This window comes from Kordia sp. E (assembly GCF_056033805.1).
This window is the reverse complement of sequence record NZ_JBRASR010000001.1, coordinates 164,330-181,732: the sequence shown is the minus strand read 5'-3', so window position 1 is coordinate 181,732 and position 17,403 is coordinate 164,330. Positions and strand designations below refer to the sequence as shown.

General features: G+C 32.6%; 18 protein-coding genes and 4 tRNA genes. 21 read left to right on the top strand and 1 reads right to left on the bottom strand.

Annotated features, from left to right (window positions below; translation table 11 throughout):
- Positions 1-52: 52 nt before the first annotated feature.
- From ACUUYC_RS00895 to ACUUYC_RS00870, 6 genes are all read left to right on the top strand, one after another.
- On the top strand, positions 53-1,243 hold the full coding sequence (locus tag ACUUYC_RS00895; protein ID WP_474262838.1) for a DUF1501 domain-containing protein: 1,191 nt from the start codon (positions 53-55) through the stop codon (positions 1,241-1,243).
- 95 nt (positions 1,244-1,338) lie between these two features.
- Complete coding sequence (locus tag ACUUYC_RS00890; RefSeq protein WP_474262836.1) at positions 1,339-2,106, top strand: class I SAM-dependent methyltransferase; 768 nt, start codon at positions 1,339-1,341, stop codon at positions 2,104-2,106.
- 193 nt (positions 2,107-2,299) lie between these two features.
- A complete protein-coding gene (locus ACUUYC_RS00885; RefSeq protein WP_474262834.1) occupies positions 2,300-2,854 on the top strand; it encodes a TlpA family protein disulfide reductase in 555 nt (184 codons plus the stop codon).
- 9 nt (positions 2,855-2,863) lie between these two features.
- Positions 2,864-3,538 (top strand): thioredoxin family protein, encoded by a 675-nt coding sequence (locus ACUUYC_RS00880; protein ID WP_474262832.1) that lies wholly within the window; start codon positions 2,864-2,866, stop codon positions 3,536-3,538.
- 224 nt (positions 3,539-3,762) lie between these two features.
- Positions 3,763-4,074, top strand: a complete 312-nt coding sequence (locus ACUUYC_RS00875) for a rhodanese-like domain-containing protein (protein ID WP_474263567.1) — start codon at positions 3,763-3,765, stop codon at positions 4,072-4,074.
- A gap of 11 nt (positions 4,075-4,085) precedes the next feature.
- Entirely contained in the window at positions 4,086-4,481 is a 396-nt protein-coding gene (locus ACUUYC_RS00870) for a rhodanese-like domain-containing protein (protein WP_474262830.1), read from the top strand.
- Between the two features lie 6 nt (positions 4,482-4,487).
- Here ACUUYC_RS00870 and ACUUYC_RS00865 read toward each other — a convergent pair whose 3' ends face one another.
- Positions 4,488-5,348, bottom strand: a complete 861-nt coding sequence (locus ACUUYC_RS00865) for a peroxiredoxin family protein (protein ID WP_474262828.1) — start codon at positions 5,346-5,348, stop codon at positions 4,488-4,490.
- Between the two features lie 157 nt (positions 5,349-5,505).
- Between ACUUYC_RS00865 and ACUUYC_RS00860 the strand changes: the two genes are divergently transcribed.
- The 15 genes from ACUUYC_RS00860 (at position 5,506) to ACUUYC_RS00790 (ending at position 17,403) form a co-directional block, all read left to right on the top strand.
- Positions 5,506-6,786, top strand: a complete 1,281-nt coding sequence (locus tag ACUUYC_RS00860) for a DUF2851 family protein (protein ID WP_474262826.1) — start codon at positions 5,506-5,508, stop codon at positions 6,784-6,786.
- Between the two features lie 217 nt (positions 6,787-7,003).
- Positions 7,004-7,831, top strand: coding sequence for a M57 family metalloprotease (locus ACUUYC_RS00855; protein ID WP_474262824.1), 828 nt, complete (start codon positions 7,004-7,006; stop codon positions 7,829-7,831).
- Positions 7,832-7,941: 110 nt separating this feature from the next.
- Positions 7,942-8,169 (top strand): PspC domain-containing protein, encoded by a 228-nt coding sequence (locus ACUUYC_RS00850; RefSeq protein WP_474262822.1) that lies wholly within the window; start codon positions 7,942-7,944, stop codon positions 8,167-8,169.
- A gap of 2 nt (positions 8,170-8,171) precedes the next feature.
- Entirely contained in the window at positions 8,172-9,179 is a 1,008-nt protein-coding gene (locus tag ACUUYC_RS00845) for a potassium channel family protein (RefSeq protein ID WP_474262820.1), read from the top strand.
- 115 nt (positions 9,180-9,294) lie between these two features.
- Positions 9,295-10,881, top strand: a complete 1,587-nt coding sequence (locus ACUUYC_RS00840; RefSeq protein WP_474262818.1) for an alanine/glycine:cation symporter family protein — start codon at positions 9,295-9,297, stop codon at positions 10,879-10,881.
- Positions 10,882-10,951: 70 nt separating this feature from the next.
- On the top strand, positions 10,952-12,034 hold the full coding sequence (locus ACUUYC_RS00835) for a ComEA family DNA-binding protein (RefSeq protein WP_474262816.1): 1,083 nt from the start codon (positions 10,952-10,954) through the stop codon (positions 12,032-12,034).
- Between the two features lie 22 nt (positions 12,035-12,056).
- A complete protein-coding gene (locus ACUUYC_RS00830) occupies positions 12,057-13,223 on the top strand; it encodes an acyl-CoA dehydrogenase family protein (RefSeq protein WP_474262814.1) in 1,167 nt (388 codons plus the stop codon).
- Between the two features lie 575 nt (positions 13,224-13,798).
- Complete coding sequence (locus tag ACUUYC_RS00825; RefSeq protein ID WP_474262812.1) at positions 13,799-15,181, top strand: alpha-amylase; 1,383 nt, start codon at positions 13,799-13,801, stop codon at positions 15,179-15,181.
- A gap of 177 nt (positions 15,182-15,358) precedes the next feature.
- On the top strand, positions 15,359-15,553 hold the full coding sequence (gene rpsU, locus ACUUYC_RS00820) for a 30S ribosomal protein S21 (protein ID WP_474262810.1): 195 nt from the start codon (positions 15,359-15,361) through the stop codon (positions 15,551-15,553).
- 116 nt (positions 15,554-15,669) lie between these two features.
- Positions 15,670-16,557 carry a tyrosine-type recombinase/integrase gene (locus ACUUYC_RS00815; protein ID WP_474262809.1) on the top strand — a complete coding sequence of 296 codons (888 nt, stop codon included), beginning with the start codon at positions 15,670-15,672 and terminating at the stop codon, positions 16,555-16,557.
- A gap of 48 nt (positions 16,558-16,605) precedes the next feature.
- Positions 16,606-16,905 carry a ribosome hibernation-promoting factor, HPF/YfiA family gene (gene hpf / locus ACUUYC_RS00810; protein WP_474262806.1) on the top strand — a complete coding sequence of 100 codons (300 nt, stop codon included), beginning with the start codon at positions 16,606-16,608 and terminating at the stop codon, positions 16,903-16,905.
- Between the two features lie 95 nt (positions 16,906-17,000).
- Positions 17,001-17,074, top strand: a tRNA-Thr gene (locus tag ACUUYC_RS00805).
- Between the two features lie 78 nt (positions 17,075-17,152).
- Positions 17,153-17,234 (top strand) — tRNA-Tyr (locus ACUUYC_RS00800).
- An 11-nt stretch (positions 17,235-17,245) separates the two neighbouring features.
- A tRNA-Gly gene (locus ACUUYC_RS00795) sits at positions 17,246-17,318 on the top strand.
- A gap of 13 nt (positions 17,319-17,331) precedes the next feature.
- A tRNA-Thr gene (locus ACUUYC_RS00790) sits at positions 17,332-17,403 on the top strand.

Below are 17,403 nucleotides of genomic sequence, written 5' to 3'. Positions count from 1 at the left end.
TGTGTAATCGTAAGAGATTCCCATTTTCATGGGAATACAAAACAAGTTTTGTATGAAAAGAAGAGATTTTTTAAAACGCACATCATTAGCAAGTACTGCTTTATTGTTGCCAAAATTTTTATCAGGATTCAACCTAATTGATGAAGCCATTGCAACTGGAAAAAAGTTAGTCATCATCCAACTTTCAGGCGGAAACGACGGTTTAAACACTATTGTTCCGTTCAGAAATGATATCTACTATAAAAATCGACCTTCATTGGCACATCAAAAAAGTAATTTGATTGGAATTACCGATGAAATTGGTTTTCACGAAAGTCTCATCGCGCATAGCAATTTATACAATAACGGAGAATTATGTGTAATAAATAATGTTGGTTATCCAAATCCGAATCGTTCACACTTTAGAGCAACCGATATTTGGCATACGGGAAGTGATGCAGATGAATATTTACAATCAGGTTGGATTGGTCGTTATTTAGATGCTTCTAAAAGTAAATCGTTAGATGCCATAGAAGTTGATGATACATTATCATTGATCATGAAAGGAGAAAATACAGACGGAATTGCTACAAAAAACCCGAACATTTTTTATAAAACAACACAAGCGCCATATTTTAAAAAAGTAGTTTCACATCATGATGATGCACATTTAAGCGAGCACAATTTGGGGTACTTATACAAAACGATGGTAACAGCTTCTTCATCTGCGAAATATATTTATGAAACGTCAAAAACGTATACAACTAAAACGACATATCCAACAAATGGATTTTCAAAACAGTTGAAGCAAGTAGCTCAATTTATCAATTCAGGATTACAAACTAAAGTTTATTATGCTTCGCTTGGCGGATTTGATACACATGCGAATCAGGCTACTAAACAAAAGCGATTGTTAAAAGTATACGATGAAGCGATGGAAGCTTTTATCAAAGATTTGAAATCACAAGACTCATTCAAAGACACATTAATTTTGACCTTTTCGGAATTTGGAAGGCGTGTACAACAAAATGCTGCGAATGGAACGGATCACGGAACGGCGAATCAAGTATTTTTAATTGGAAATCAACTCAAAAAGCAAGGATTTTACAACTCAATGCCAAATTTAAGTAACTTAGACGCAAATGGTGATTTGATTTATGATATTGATTTTCGAGAAATATATACGTCTGTGTTGAATAATTGGTTAGCTATTGATGCTAAAAAAATAATAAACAAACCGTTTTTTGATTTGCGTATTATTTGATCTAAACATAGTGTTAGTAATTGTCTTTTTGATAGAATTGCACATTATTTTTGAGTGTAGTAATTATAAAGTAATAGATAAACAATCAATAAGTTTTGAAGGAGAAAATAAATAATAATTATAAAGTTGGCGATTTAATTTATGATGCGAATATTTATGATGGAATGAATACCAGCCTAGCTGATTTGGAATTTTACAAGCAATGGATGCCAAAAAATAAAGATGCTCGTATACTTGAGCTTTGTTGTGGTACCGGCAGACTTACACTACCATTAGCAAAGGAAGGATATGACATAAGTGGAGTAGATTATACTTCTTCAATGCTCGAACAAGCTAAAGTAAAAGCATCCGAAGAAGGATTAGAAATTGAGTTTATTGAAGCAGATATTAGAACTTTAGATTTGCCAGAAAAATACGACCTTATATTTATTCCATTTAATTCAATTCATCATTTATATAAAAATGAAGATTTATTTAAGGCGTTTACTGTTGTTAAAAATCATCTCAAAGAAGGAGGTTTATTTTTGTTAGATTGCTTTAATCCGAATATTCAATTTATTGTTGAAGGTGAAGCAGAACAAAAAGAAATTGCTAACTATACAACCAACGACGGAAGAGAAGTATTGATAAAGCAGCTGATGCGATATGAAAATAAAACTCAGATTAATCGTATTGAATGGCATTATTATATAAATGGTGTGTTCGATTCGATTCAAAATTTAGATATGCGACTGTTTTTTCCTCAAGAATTAAATTCATATTTGGAATGGAATGATTTTACAATCACTCATAAGTTTGGAAGTTTTGAAGCAGCAGCATTTAGTGACACTTCTGAAAAACAAATATTTGTTTGTCAATTATGAAAACTCTCGCTAATTTTCTATTCGATTTTTAATTTAAGAGTTTCTTCAAAGAAGTTAAATGATCGTAAAAAATACGTATCTCAAAGTAGCATTGTTCAAAATGTGAAAAAATCACTCAAAAAACTGTTTAAATTTTGTTAAACAAACCTTTGTGAATGCTAGTTTTTGTATTTTTAAGCTGAAAATTATCACCATGCTACAAAAGAGTATTTTTATTATTATTTGTGTGTTGTTTATTTCGTGTAAAGACGACACAAAAAATAAAGATGTTGTTGCAACAAATACAACTTCCAAAACGGCGTCAAAAGCTACATCAAATTCAGAAACGATTACTTCTGAAATTCCAGTATTAAATTTTGAAGAGTTTGAAAAGTATCTTCAAATTGAAGACAATAACATTCACGTTGTAAACTTTTGGGCAACTTGGTGTGCGCCATGTGTGAAAGAATTACCACATTTTGAAGCCGTAAATGCAGAGTATAAAGACAAAAATGTAAAAGTATTGTTGGTGAGTTTAGATTTTAATCTCAAGAAATTGAATTCATTCTTAGCGAAAAATGAATTGAAATCTGAAAAAGTACTCTTGGATGATCCAGATCAAAATGCTTGGATTCCTAAAGTATCTCAAGAATGGTCAGGAGCAATTCCGGCAACGGTAATTTATGGAAAAGGAAAACGAAAATTTTATGAACATTCCTTTACCAAAGTAGAATTAGAAAATGAACTTAGAAAATTTATAAACCAATAAACCCACAAAATGAAAACATTAAAATTAGCAGTATTAGCCATACTTTTTATGACCTTTTCATGTAAGGATAAAAAGAAAGAAGACACAACTGATGCAAAAATGAAAGTAGTTGCTGAAAATGTCTCAACACCAAAGAAAGAAATGACGGAAGGTTATGCAGTTGGTGATATCGTAAAAGATTTTTCATTAAAAAATGTTGATGGAAAAATGGTTTCTATGGCAGGCTTTAAAGATGCCAAAGGATTCATACTTACGTTTACGTGTAATACCTGTCCATATTCTGTTGCGTATGAAGACAGATTGATAGAGTTGGACAAGAAATATGCAAGCAAAGGATATCCTGTAATTGCGATCAATCCAAACAGTCCAGAAGCAAGACCAGATGATAGTTTTGAAGCAATGCAAACGAGAGCTAAAGAAAAAGGATTTACATTTCCATACATGCTTGATGTAGGACAAAAAGTATATCCAGTTTTCGGAGCTACACGAACGCCACATATGTATGTAATTGCTAAAACGCCAAAAGGACATCAAGTAAAATATATAGGTGCAATTGATGATAACTACAAAGATGCTTCAGCTGTTTCAAAACGTTATGTAGAAGATGCTGTTGATGCATTATTGTCAGGAAAAGAAGTTGAAGTAACTACTACAAAAGCAATTGGATGTTCAATTAAAGTTTAGATTTCTTAGACTTTACTAGCTATCTGAATTGATACAGATATAAAAATAAAGGCACAATTGTTGTCTTTTTAAAAGCCGAAGTAATTTACTTCGGCTTTTTTTGTGAAACTAAATTTTGAGAAAGTGAAAGCGGATTGCTAGCTAAATATTTTTTATTGAAGAAAATTATCCGAAAAAGTTTAACTTTGAAAACAAAACAACAAACAACTATTTACAATAAAGTTATGGCAGATTTAACACAACAAGAATGGCAAGAGCAACTTGCAAACGATACAAATGCAGTAATCATTGATGTACGTACACAAGACGAAGTAGATGAAGGTCACATTCCAAATGCAAAACATATTGATATCTTTTTAGGACAAGGTTTTATTGATGAAGTTCAAAAACTAGACAGTTCTAAAAACTATTATGTGTATTGCAGATCAGGAGGAAGAAGCGGACAAGCATGTGCTGTGATGAATAGTATAGGTTTTGAAAACGCATACAATCTTATGGGTGGATTTTCAGAATGGGAAGGCGATAAAACGAACTAAATCTTATTTGTATGAAACTTTCTAAAATAACAGTCACATTAGTAATAACGTCTTTTTTATCATTTTTTGGATGCTCTAACACTCCAAAAGAAAATGATGTTTCAGTTATAACGCTTCATGAATTATTGGAAGATGAAAATGTAACCGTTTTAGATGTTCGTACGCCAAAAGAAATTGCACAAGGGAAAATTACTAAAACTGCATTAGAAGCAGATTTCTTTGAAGATAACTTTATTGAAGAAGCAACTTCAAAAATTTCAAAAGACGAAACCATTTACGTCTATTGTAAAGGCGGAACAAGAAGTGCAAAAGCAGTTGTGAAACTTCGAGAATTGGGCTATTCAAAAGCATACAATGTAGAAGGTGGCATCAAAGCTTGGAAAGCAGAAAATTATACAGTAGAATAAATATAATTAGATATTTGCATCAATCACTTTGAGTAATTCGGAAGGTTCTGGTCGAACTCTATAATTGTCAGTTTGATTGGTGTAAGTAATCTTTTCATCAGAATCTGTAATAATAATTGTAGGCAAAATTGTATCTGCTTTAAATCCAAAAATTTGGAATCCGAAAGGCAAACCATTTTTTAGGAAAATATCTAACTGTTTGGCAACTTTTCCATCAACATCAACCAAAAATTGAAAATCGAGTGCATGTTTTTTAGTTAACTTCTCACTAAATTCATGCGGTTGCGAACTTATAAAAACGGTATTAATATTTCTATCTGTAAGTTCTTCATGCTTAGCAACCATTTCTTTAATTTGTGCCATACAAAACGGACACCAATTTCCTCTATAAAAAATAAAAATGCTTGGCGTTCCTGCAAAACGATCTGTTGTTACAATTTCTCTTTGATGATTCTCTAAGCTAAGTGAAGGCAATTGTTTCCCAACTTTTAAAATTGAGTTTTCTTGTGCATTTCTACCTTGAAAATATGAATACCAGACCAAGTATAAAACCCAGCAAAAAGTAAGTGTAAGGTTGAGTATGCTGCAAACTAGATGCATTTCTTCATATAGATTTCCAACAATAAAACTAAGAATACAACCAAAAAATACTAAAAACGTGTATACTTTTAAAGTAGCATCTGTTCGTGGTATTGGTTTAATGAAAATTCGAGAAAAGAAAAATACAATACTCGCAGCTGTAATAAAATGACCTAAATGTTGTGTTGTAAACTCAGATTTAAACATATGCACAATACTATCAGTCAAAGCAATGAGTGCGAGTGTAGGAAAAGCAACAATAAAAATTGACTTACTTAGGGAGTTCATGTACAGAAAGATTCAGATATCAGTGATTTTTAGGAAAATTTATACAGGACAATGTATAAAAAAAATATAAAAAAGTATATTTTTACAGTAATAATCTTACAAAGGATACTAAACTTCTTCTCCCCATTGAAATTATTAAACACTAATAATTATCAATATGACCATAAAAGAAGACTTTCTATATCATGTATGGAAATTTAGCAAACTTCAGCTAAAACAACTGCAAACCACTAATGGAGAAGTAATTCAAATTATCAACTTAGGAACACACAATTTATATGCTGGACCTGATTTTTTCAATGCACGTATAAAAATTGGCAATCAGCTTTGGGCAGGAAATGTAGAAATGCACGTAAATGCTTCAGATTGGTTTGTGCATCATCACGAAAAAGATAAAAACTATGACAACGTTATTTTACACGTAGTTTGGAATCATGATATTGAAGTGCATCGGAAAGATAACTCTGTAATTTCAACATTACTTTTAAAAAACTATACCGATTTATCACAAATTCATACCTATGTTAGTTTACTAAATTCGCCTAAAAAGTGGATCAATTGTGAAGCTGACTTTCCTTTACTTCCAGAGTTTCAATTAAATAATTGGATAGAACGTTTATATATAGAACGCTTAGCGCGAAAAGCCTCAGAAATAGAAATATTAGTAAAAGAAACAAATTATGATTGGGAAGCAATTTTATTCCGATTATTAGCAAAAGGTTTTGGTTTAAAGTTGAATAGTGAAGCTTTCTTTGAAGCTTCTAAAACGATCGATTTTTCAATCATTCGAAAGTTAAGCAGTAATCAAACTTTATTGGAAGCGTTTCTATTTGGAAGTTTTGGGTTGCTTTCGGAAGAAGTATCACAAGAAAACTATCATGAATCCTTAAAGAGTGAATTCAAATACATTGCTAACAAATTCAGTTACAAAAGAAATAAACATATTCAAATACAATTTTTTAGAACACGACCAGCAAATTTCCCAACCATTCGGGTTTCACAATTGGCAATGTTATACCATCAAGAAACATCTTTATTTTCAAAATTGATCACTTCAACTTCGGTAACCGAAATGTATTCCATACTACAAGTAGCAACTTCAGAATTTTGGGAAACACATTATACCTTTGAAAAAAGTTCTCCAAAACGTAAAAAAGTAGTTTCCAAAAAATTTATAGATGTATTACTAATCAATACAATTTTTCCACTAAAATATATCTATGAAAAATATCTAGGAAAATCGCCTATTGAATCAATTTTGGAACTATTGAGAGTCGTAGAGCCAGAAAAGAACACAATCATTCAAAAGTTTTCAGAAAAAGAAATTACAATAAAAAATGCGCTAGAAACACAAGCATTATTAGAACTAAAGAAAAATTATTGTGATCAACAGAAATGCTTACAGTGCGCAATAGGAAGCAGTTTATTAGCTCAATAGAAAATTATGACTTTCTGATTTTTAACGTGTTGTTGTTTTGTGTAACTACAGTAACTTCTTGCTAAACATTTTTTGTAGTAAAAATCTTTAAAAGAGGTTTTTAATTGTGATTATTTATCTTTGAAATAGGTAGTTTGTCTAAAACTTCAATTTTAGTAATAAAAATCTTATATATTCGAAAGTAGCCCAAATTTAATGACCAAAAACTTTTATATTTATGAAGACCAAATTTTTTTTAACAATGTTGGCTGTATTTGCACTTGTATTCACAGCATGTCAATCAGACCAAACAAATGAACTTTTACAGGAAGAAGGAAAAATAAATCCTGATATTTTAGCAAAATTAGACGCTGCGTATTTTGATACTACAAACGCTAAGATCACAAACTTTATGGGAGAGGAAGGTATAGCTGTAGAAGATATGTTTTTTACCTATGCACAAATTGATGAATTACAACCAGCTGATCCGTTAGCAAAACATTACCGAACTAGTAGATTAGTAACTAGCTTGCCAAGAGTAATTACAATTAGTGTCGATCCAGATTTAGGAACATTAGGTTCTGATGCGTTGGATGAAACCATCACAATGTACAATAACTTGAATTTGAGACTTACATTTACCAGAACTACTTTTGGACTAAGAGGAAAAAACAGAGCGGATATTGAAGTAACTGAATTTTACGAATTAGAATCTGGTGGATTCATCACTTTAGGTAGAGCTGCAGGTTTTCCAACACGTAAAGGAAATCCGTCAAGAGGATTTGGAATTAATAGTCGTTGGTTTGAACTTTCAATTAGTCCATCAGTAAATGAACTAGCAGGAACAATGGTACATGAAATAGGTCACTGTATCGGTTTCCGTCACACAGATTATCAAACACGTGAAAGTTGTGGTCAAAATGTAAATGAAGGAAGTGCTGGAGTTGGCGCAATCTATATCAATGGAACACCAACAGGTTCAGATGCATCTTCTATTATGCAGTCGTGCGGACCAGCAATCGATTTCAATAATAATGATATTTTTGCTTTAGAAGCACTTTACTAAAAAAGTCATTATATAAAATTCAAAAAGTCACTAGCTATTAGTGACTTTTTTTGTGTAAAAAAAATTATCTTGCAATAAATGTGTAAAACAGTATAAACACAAAAAAAGCAATGAAATTGATATACAGACTACGTTACTTTTTTGAAAAACATGGTTTCGGAGCGTTGTCACGATTGGCAGAACGTTTAGGAATGCGCGCTAAAAATGTACGTTTATTTTTCATATATGTTACGTTTGCAACCTTAGGAGTTAGTTTTGCATTATATCTAACATTGGCGTTTGTGTTACGTTTAAAAGATTTAGTCTACACCAAACGAACTTCTGTATTTGACTTATAACTATGTATAGACTCTTCAAGTCAAAATTTTATATTGCACTATCACTGCTCGTTTTTGTATTTGCAGCAGGAGTTATTGGATTTCGTATGATTTCTGATGCAACTTGGATTGACGCAATATATATGACTGTTATTACAGTAACAACTGTTGGATTTGGAGAAATTATTCCTTTAGATCAAAATGCACGTTTATTCACAGTATTTTTAATCATTATAAGTGTATTTGTATTTGCGTATGCAATTTCTGTAATTACAGAATACATATTAAGCAGAAGTACTTTAAAAAACATTATACAACGTAAGACTTTAAAAAAAATCAAGCGCATGGAAAATCATATCATTATTTGTGGATTTGGAAGAAATGGAAAGCAAGCTGCTGAAAAATTAAATGCGCACAATCAAGAATTTGTCATTATTGAAAAAGATAGAGCAGTTATTGAACGTTATGAAAATCCCGAAACATTTTTTGTAGAAGGAAATGCAAGTGAAGACGAAGTCTTACAAAAAGCAGGAATTGAACAGGCAAAATGTTTAATCACGGCACTTCCAAGTGACGCCGATAACTTATTTGTAGTGCTTTCGGCACGTCAAATAAACAAGAAACTATTAATTATTAGTAGAGCATCACAAGAAACATCCTATAAAAAGCTAAAACTTGCAGGAGCTGATAATGTAATTATGCCTGATAAAATTGGAGGTGAACATATGGCTTCTTTAGTTGTAGTACCCGATTTGGTAGAATTCATTGACAATCTATCAATTAGTGGCGATAATACAACGAATGTAGAAGAAATAAAAATGGAAGACTTGGCAACTTCTGGGAAAGAAATTACACTAAAAGAACTCGATCTTCGTAAAGAAACTGGATGTACGGTTATTGGCTATAAAACACCTAATGGTGAATATATAATCAATCCAGAAGCAGAACTAAAATTAGCTAAAGAATCTAAAATCATTGTATTAGGTCGCCCTGAGCAAATAGAATTATTAAAGCAAAAATATGATCTCTAAAAAGAGACGAAAAATCTTATTTAACGTGCCAAAACTTGATTAACCAATTTTTTTTTAGCATCTTGCTAGCTTATTAAAATTCCCAACATAAATATTAACTAACTGACATTATATTATGAAGAAATATCTTCTATTCTTAATTACAATCCTATTACCCATACTAACTTTTGGGCAAGAAGTTGCCGAAAAAGGAATTGACAAACAAATTGATGAGGCTTTTAAACCTGTATCAGACTTTTTTGGAGGAGTTATCTTTTTTCCAGTATTTGGAGTTCCTTTCGTGCTAATACTCTTAGTGGGAAGTGCTTTATTTTTCACAATTTATTTTGGTTTCATAAACATAAGACGATTTCCAACAGCAATTAATGTTGTGAGAGGTAAGTATGATGAGGTTGATAATCATGGTGTTGAAAAGACAGATTTACCAATAGATGGTGATATTCCAGATACTATTAGAGATGAAAGTCAAGATGGAGAAGTAACGCATTTTCAAGCATTGGCAACCGCCGTTTCTGGTACCGTAGGTAACGGAAATATAGCTGGTGTTGCATTGGCAATTGCTTTAGGAGGTCCTGGAGCTACGTTTTGGATGATTATTTGTGGATTACTAGGAATGTCTACAAAATTTGTAGAATGTACTTTAGGAGTTCAATATAGAGATGTTGGAGAAGATGGTACTGTATATGGAGGACCAATGTATTACTTAAGCAGAGGTCTTAAAGAAAAAGGTTTTGCAATGTTAGGTAAAATCACTGCAGTTTTATTTGCTATATTCTGTATCGGTGGATCATTTGGTGGTGGAAACGCTGCTCAATCTAACCAAGCGACTATCGTATTAAAAGAATTAATGGGATTAGAAAGCACTAGTGCAGGAGCAATCATTGGAGTTATACTAGCAATATTAGTAGGTATTATTATCATTGGTGGAATTAAAAGAATTGCATCTGTAACAGAGAAAGTAGTTCCATTCATGGCAGTAATGTATTTATTGGCATGTCTTTATATTATACTAAGTAACTTTTCTTTAATTGATGATGCCTTTGGACTTATCTTTAAAGAAGCTTTCAATCCTACAGCAATTGGAGTAGGTAGTGTTATAGGTGTGTTACTTGTCGGATTTAAAAGAGCAGCATTCTCAAATGAAGCTGGAGCAGGTTCAGCATCTATTGCGCATTCAGCAGTAAAAACAAAATATTCAGCTTCTGAAGGTTTAGTAGCTTTATTAGAGCCATTTATTGATACAGTAGTAATTTGTACAATGACAGCATTAGTAATTATCATATTTAACTTTGGAGGAGCATTTGAATACGGAGGTGATGGAGCTGTAATGATTGATGGTGTAATGGTAGAAGGAGCTGGAATTACTTCAAAAGCTTTCGCTGAATATATTCCTTATTCTAACCTATTCTTAACTGTAGCAGTAGTATTATTTGCAGTATCTACAATGATCTCTTGGTCATACTATGGACTACAATCATGGAAGTTCTTATTTGGAAGAGGTAAAGTAGCTGATTTAGTATATAAGATATTATTTTTAATCTTTGTTGTAATTGGAGCTGCGGCGAGTATGAAATCTATTTGGGATTTCTCTGATGCAATGATCTTTGCAATGGTATTCCCTAACATGATCGGATTATTCTTCTTATTCCCAGTTGTGAAAAAACAATTAAAACGATACTTAGACGCAATCAAGGATATTTAAAATAAATAAAATAGTATAGAATAATAAACCCAAAAATACTCATGTAACGATAATTTAAAATATCGAAAACATGAAAAATATCAAATCCCACTTCAAATTTGCAAAAGCAGAAAGAAGTGGGATTTTGTGTATACTATTCCTAATTTTTATAGTACAAGGAATCTACTTTTACACAAATCCCACAAAAACACCTCAATTATTTGCAGATGCAGAACTAGCCGTTTATCAACAACAAATTGATTCACTAAAAGAAATAGCAATACAAGAACGGAAACCAAAAATCTATCCGTTCAATCCTAACTTCATTTCCGATTACAAAGGATTCAACTTAGGAATGTCAATAGCCGAAATTGATAGATTACACGCGTTTCGAAAAACCAACAAATACGTAAACTCAGCCAAGGAGTTTCAAACAGTTACAAAGGTTTCGGATTCTTTGCTAAACAAAATTCAGCCGTATTTTAAATTTCCTGAATGGGTTACAAACAAAAAGAATAAAAAACGAACCTATAAATCCTACACATCCAATAAAAAGGAAGAAGTCATTCTGAAAAAAATTGATCTTAATCTGGCAACGACTGAAGACCTCCGAAAAGTCTACGGAATTGGTGAAAAGTTATCTGAACGAATTGTAAACTACAGAACAAAACTAGGCGGATTTGAAACAAAATCTCAGCTAGAAAATGTATATGGCTTAAAGCCAGAAGTAATTCAGAAAGTTTGGAAACGTTTTTATATTGGGAAAATTACAATTACCAAAATCGATCTCAACAAAGCAACGATTGAAGACCTCCGAAAAGTCTACGGAATTGGTGAAAAATTATCTGAGCGGATTGTAAAATACAGAGCAAAATTAGGTGGATTTATATCAGAATCTCAGTTAGAAGATGTATATGGCTTAAAGCCAGAAGTGATTCAGAAAGTATGGAAACGATTTTACGTAAAAACACCAACGATTGTTAAAGTGAATGTCAATACGTGTTCGTTAGAAGAATTATTGAAAATTCCATACATAAATTACGAATTAGCAGATGAAATCATAAATGAACGAACGCTTCGAGAAGGATTCAAAACTTTTGAAGAATTGACAAAAATTCGCAACTTTCCAATGAAGAAAATCGATATAATTGAATTATATTTGCTAATTCAATAAAAAAACAAAAAAATTGCCATATATGGAAGGTATGTACTTTAACGAAGAACACCAACTTTTTAGAGAAAGTCTAAGAGATTTTTTAAAGAAAGAAGTCGTTCCTCACATTGATAAATGGGAGAAAACAGGAACAATAGAACGCTTCATCTGGGAGAAATTTGGTGAAATGGGATTCTTTGGAATCGCATATCCTGAAGCATATGGCGGAATGGACTTAGATCTTTTCTACACAGTAATACTTTTAGAAGAATTACAACGCATCAACTCTGGTGGATTTGCCGCAGCAATCTGGGCACATGCATACTTAGCAATGACGCACGTAAACAAAGAAGGAAGTCACGAAATAAAAGAAAAATATCTTACGGCAAGTATCACAGGTGAAAAAATAGGATGTTTATGTATCACAGAGCCTTTTGGTGGATCTGATGTAGCAGGAATGCGTACAACAGCTGTTAAAAAAGGTGATAAATATGTATTAAACGGTTCAAAAACGTTTATTACAAACGGATTATACAGTGACTATCTAGTAGTAGCTGCCAAAACAAATCCAGAACTAGGAAACAAAGGAATCAGTATTTTTATCATGGATAGAGATACACCTGGGATTTCAGCTACAAAACTAGACAAACTAGGTTGGAGAGCTTCTGATACGGGAGAAATCGCTTTTGATAATGTTGAAATTCCATTAACAAACTTAATGGGAGAAGAAAACATGGGATTCCCATACATAATGCAACATTTTGCACTCGAAAGATTAATCATGGCAGTCAATGCACATGCAAGAGCAGAATATGCAATTGAATACACGTTGCAATACATGTCAGAACGACAAGCATTCGGAAGAACGATAGATAAATTTCAAGCATTACGCCATACAATGGCTGACTTAGCAACAGACGTTGAGGTTTGTAAAACATTCAACTACTCAGTAGCTTTCAGATTAGACAAAAAAGAATATGTAGTAAAAGAAGCTACAATGTCTAAACTGCAATCAACTAAAATGGCAGACAATGTCATCTATCAATGTTTGCAAATGTTAGGTGGATACGGTTACATGGAAGAATATCCATTAGCACGTATGTTACGTGATAGCCGTTTAGGTCCAATTGGAGGAGGAACCTCTGAAATCTTACGAGAGATTATCGCAAAAATGATTATTGATAAAAAAGATTACAAGCCAGCGACGTAATGATCTAAATCATTTTGCGAAAATTTAAAAATGATTATCGATAAAAAAGATTACAAGCCAGCAACGTAGACACTATATAAAATACATCATACCAAAAAGATCACTTTAACAAGTGGTCTTTTTTAAATTTATAGCATTCTAAAATCTAGGTTCTAACTAAGTATAGTTGATTTTTAGAATAAAATTTTAAAAATAATTTTGACCTGTTAAATACTTAGTAAGTGACGATCTTCAGAAATAATGAGTGAAAAGTGGAATTGCGAAGCATAGCTTCAAGCATGAAACGCATGAACGAAAGTTGCGCAGCAATTTTCTATAGATCGTCTTGACTTTTTTGGTTCGTTTTTGTGTTAAGACAAAAATGAACGTTACTAAATGATTCTTATATAATTTTATATTTACACTAATATATAGTATGTCTAAAGTGGTCTTTTAGTTTAGAGTATGTTCATATTCATTATTGTAAAACTGTTAAAGTGTGAAACTTATCAACACGAAAACGTTTGCGTGAAATAAAGGATTATCGTTCTACAAAATAAATATTTACATTGAAAAAGAACTTTAACCAAAAGAATATGAAAACAAGTAAAACCATCTATTTCTTATTGATCAGTTTATTTCTAATTAGCTGTTCAGAAGATGAAATTAATCATGAAAATGAGCAAAGTGTAGAAGTAACTAAAGAAACCATAACTGCTAAAAATCGATCCAATCTAAAACCAATTGGTTCAGGAGTAATGATGCAAGCGTTCTATTGGGACGTTCCTGCAGGTGGAACTTGGTGGAATGTCGTTAAAGGAAAAGTTGACGATTGGAGCAATGCTGGAATCGATGCTATTTGGCTTCCGCCTGCTTCAAAAGCACAAAATGGACCATTTTCTATGGGATATGATCCTTTTGATTATTTCGACTTCGGAGAATATAATCAAATGGGAAGTGTAGAAACACGATTTGGTTCAACTGCCGAATTACAAAGTTTAGTCAACACAGCACACAATAATAGATTAAGCGTCATTGCTGACATTGTATTAAATCATAACAGTGGAGGAAACAGCGAATACAATCCATTCAAAGGAACAAATACATATACGGACTATCAACCAATGTCTGGAATGTTCAATAGAACGCATTTAGATTTTCATCCAAATGATGCTCAGGCAAGTGACGAAGGTGTATTTGGCGGATTTGCCGATCTATCACACGCAAAAAGCTATGTGCAAGATTGGTTGTGGAAAAATCCGAACTCTGTTGCCAAATACTACAAAAATGTAATTGGTTTTGATGGTTGGCGCTTTGATTACGTAAAAGGATTTGGAGCTTGGGTTGTAAAAGATTGGAAAAATGCAGTTGGAGGATTCTCAGTAGGAGAATATTGGGACGGAAATGTAAACACCTTAGATTGGTGGACAGGACAAGCGGAAGTAAGTGCATTCGACTTTGCTTGTTACTACAAAATGCGAGATGCCTTTCAAGGAAACGATCTTACACAACTAAATGGAGACATGCTATGGAAGCGAAACGCATCAAAAGCAGTAACCTTTGTGGCAAATCATGATACAGACGAAATTATCAATAACAAAATTCTCGCGTATGCGTACATATTAACACATGAAGGATATCCAACACTATTCTACAGAGATTACGAAGAATGGTTAAACAAAGAACGTTTAAACAATCTTATCTGGATTCACAATAACTTGGCAAGCGGAAATACATCAATATTATATACAGACAATGACGAATATATTGCCAGAAGAAATGGTTACAACAGCGCTGGGCTAGTTGTATATATAAACAATTCAAACAATTGGCAAGAACGCTGGATAGAAACCAATTGGTCAAACACACGTATCAAAGACTATACAGGGCATTCAGGTTGGGAACCTGTAACACAAGGAGGAAAATGGGTTAAAATTCAAGCGCCACCAAAAAGTTATTCTGTTTGGTCTGTAAAATAAATAACTGGGCATTCCGCAAAAAAAATGCGTCCGCGCTTTCGGCTATATCTTTTTAAAAAATAAAAAAGGATGCCGCCTCTATCGCTAATGCAAAAATAAACGAACAATCTATTTGAAATTAAAAAATAGTCTCTATATTTGCATCCACAAAATCTAAAAGAGAGGAGGTTAAGGACTATGTTAATTATACCAGTTAAAGAAGGAGAAAATATAGACAGAGCACTGAAACGTTTCAAGCGAAAGTTTGACCGTACAGGAGGAATGCGTCAGTTAAGAGCTAGAAAGCACTTTGCAAAGCCATCAGTTGTGCGTAGAGCGCAAATCCAAAAAGCTCAATACATACAGCATCTTAGAGATCAAGAAGAAGTTTAAGACGCTAATAACAAAATTAAAAAGGTTTCCGATTCGGAAACCTTTTTTTTATGCTTACAATTTAAATCTTACAATCAAGTTTAGTAACTTTAGCCAACAACAAGCCGCAACCCAAAATGATCTTCACATCTTTCATAGAATATTTAAAGCTCGAAAAAAACTATTCAGATCATACGGTTACTGCATATCAAAAAGACTTAAGTACATTTTCTGAATTTTGTAAAGATGAATATGAAGATGACAACATAAAAAATGTTCACTATGTGCAAATTAGAAATTGGATTGTGTCATTAGTAAACAGTGGGTTGCAAAATGTAACAATAAATCGTAAAATATCTTCACTAAAAACATATTACAAATACTTGCTCAAAACAAAACAAATAGAAGTTAGTCCATTAGTAAAGCACAAAGCATTAAAAACAGCAAAAAAAGTACAAGTGCCGTTTTCAGAAAAGGAAATGAATATTGTGCTCAGTGAAATTACACATGAAAATACTTTTGAAAGTATACGTAATAAAACTATCATTGAAATGTTGTATGCTACAGGCATGCGTAGAGCAGAGCTAATCAATCTAAAATTGTCAGACATAGATTATGCAGCTAAAACCATCAAAATATTAGGAAAAAGAAATAAAGAAAGAATTGTACCGCTATTACAAAAACTAGAAAAACAACTAAAACAATATATTACATATCGATCAGAAATAGATACCGACAACAAAGAAGAATTATTTTTAACTTCAAAAGGAAATAAAATGTATCCTACTCTTGTTTATCGTCTAATAAATGATTATTTTAGTATAGCATCTACGAAAGTAAAAAAGAGTCCGCATATTCTTAGACATACATTTGCAACTCATTTACTAAATCAAGGTGCAGACTTAAATGCCGTAAAAGAATTACTTGGTCATGCTAGTTTGGCTTCTACTCAAGTATACACACACAATAGTTTAGCAGAACTCAAAAATGTATATGCAAAAGCACATCCTAGAAACAAAAAGTAACTCTTTTAACATAAAACCTAAAAAAAATAACCCTTTAAAAAGCCGCGTATGAAAGTAAACATGCAGTCCGTGAACTTTACGGTAGATCGTAAACTAGTAGATTTTATTCAAAGAAAGATGGATAAACTAGAAAATTACTATGACAAGGTGATAGATGCTGACGTATATCTGAAAGTAGAAAACACAAGTGCGAAAGAGAATAAAATAGCGGAAGTAAGAGTGAATATCCCAGGCGATGACATCATGATGAAAAAGCAATGTAGAACATTTGAAGAAGCTATTGATGAAGCTTCAAAATCACTTCAAAGAGTATTACTAAAAAGAAAAGAAAAAGTAAGAGCACACTGATCAATAAAAATTTTACAAAAATAGTTTTGATTAAAAAAAATAATCTTTACATTTGCAGTCCGTTAGAAATAGCGGGCTTTTTTTATGAGCAAAAAGCCGATGTAGCTCAGCTGGCTAGAGCAGCTGATTTGTAATCAGCAGGTCGTGGGTTCGAGTCCCTCCATCGGCTCAAAATTAAAGTTTAGAAGAAAATAATAATTACTTCTTCTAAAATGCTTGTAAAGTTTTGAAATATTGATTTTTTATTGGGGAGATACTCAAGCGGCCAACGAGGGCAGACTGTAAATCTGCTGACTACGTCTTCGCAGGTTCGAATCCTGCTCTCCCCACTAAATAAAAAGCGAAAGTAGCTCAGTTGGTAGAGCGTCAGCCTTCCAAGCTGAATGTCGCCGGTTCGAACCCGGTCTTTCGCTCTATATATTTCTTGCCGGTGTAGCTCAGGGGTAGAGCGTTTCCTTGGTAAGGAAGAGGCCACGGGTTCAAATCCCGTCATTGGCT

Excerpts from the sequence above, each read along its gene's own strand:
- ACUUYC_RS00895 (WP_474262838.1), top strand. The coding sequence starts at position 53 with ATGAAAAGAAGAGATTTTTTAAAACGCACATCATTAGCAAGTACTGCT.
- ACUUYC_RS00885 (WP_474262834.1), top strand. The coding sequence starts at position 2,300 with ATGCTACAAAAGAGTATTTTTATTATTATTTGTGTGTTGTTTATTTCG.
- ACUUYC_RS00880 (WP_474262832.1), top strand. The coding sequence starts at position 2,864 with ATGAAAACATTAAAATTAGCAGTATTAGCCATACTTTTTATGACCTTT.
- ACUUYC_RS00875 (WP_474263567.1), top strand. The coding sequence starts at position 3,763 with ATGGCAGATTTAACACAACAAGAATGGCAAGAGCAACTTGCAAACGAT.
- ACUUYC_RS00870 (WP_474262830.1), top strand. The coding sequence starts at position 4,086 with ATGAAACTTTCTAAAATAACAGTCACATTAGTAATAACGTCTTTTTTA.
- ACUUYC_RS00865 (WP_474262828.1), bottom strand. The coding sequence starts at position 5,348 with ATGAACTCCCTAAGTAAGTCAATTTTTATTGTTGCTTTTCCTACACTC.
- ACUUYC_RS00860 (WP_474262826.1), top strand. The coding sequence starts at position 5,506 with ATGACCATAAAAGAAGACTTTCTATATCATGTATGGAAATTTAGCAAA.
- ACUUYC_RS00855 (WP_474262824.1), top strand. The coding sequence starts at position 7,004 with ATGAAGACCAAATTTTTTTTAACAATGTTGGCTGTATTTGCACTTGTA.
- ACUUYC_RS00850 (WP_474262822.1), top strand. The coding sequence starts at position 7,942 with ATGAAATTGATATACAGACTACGTTACTTTTTTGAAAAACATGGTTTC.
- ACUUYC_RS00845 (WP_474262820.1), top strand. The coding sequence starts at position 8,172 with ATGTATAGACTCTTCAAGTCAAAATTTTATATTGCACTATCACTGCTC.
- ACUUYC_RS00840 (WP_474262818.1), top strand. The coding sequence starts at position 9,295 with ATGAAGAAATATCTTCTATTCTTAATTACAATCCTATTACCCATACTA.
- ACUUYC_RS00835 (WP_474262816.1), top strand. The coding sequence starts at position 10,952 with ATGAAAAATATCAAATCCCACTTCAAATTTGCAAAAGCAGAAAGAAGT.
- ACUUYC_RS00830 (WP_474262814.1), top strand. The coding sequence starts at position 12,057 with ATGGAAGGTATGTACTTTAACGAAGAACACCAACTTTTTAGAGAAAGT.
- ACUUYC_RS00825 (WP_474262812.1), top strand. The coding sequence starts at position 13,799 with ATGAAAACAAGTAAAACCATCTATTTCTTATTGATCAGTTTATTTCTA.
- rpsU (WP_474262810.1), top strand. The coding sequence starts at position 15,359 with ATGTTAATTATACCAGTTAAAGAAGGAGAAAATATAGACAGAGCACTG.
- ACUUYC_RS00815 (WP_474262809.1), top strand. The coding sequence starts at position 15,670 with ATGATCTTCACATCTTTCATAGAATATTTAAAGCTCGAAAAAAACTAT.
- hpf (WP_474262806.1), top strand. The coding sequence starts at position 16,606 with ATGAAAGTAAACATGCAGTCCGTGAACTTTACGGTAGATCGTAAACTA.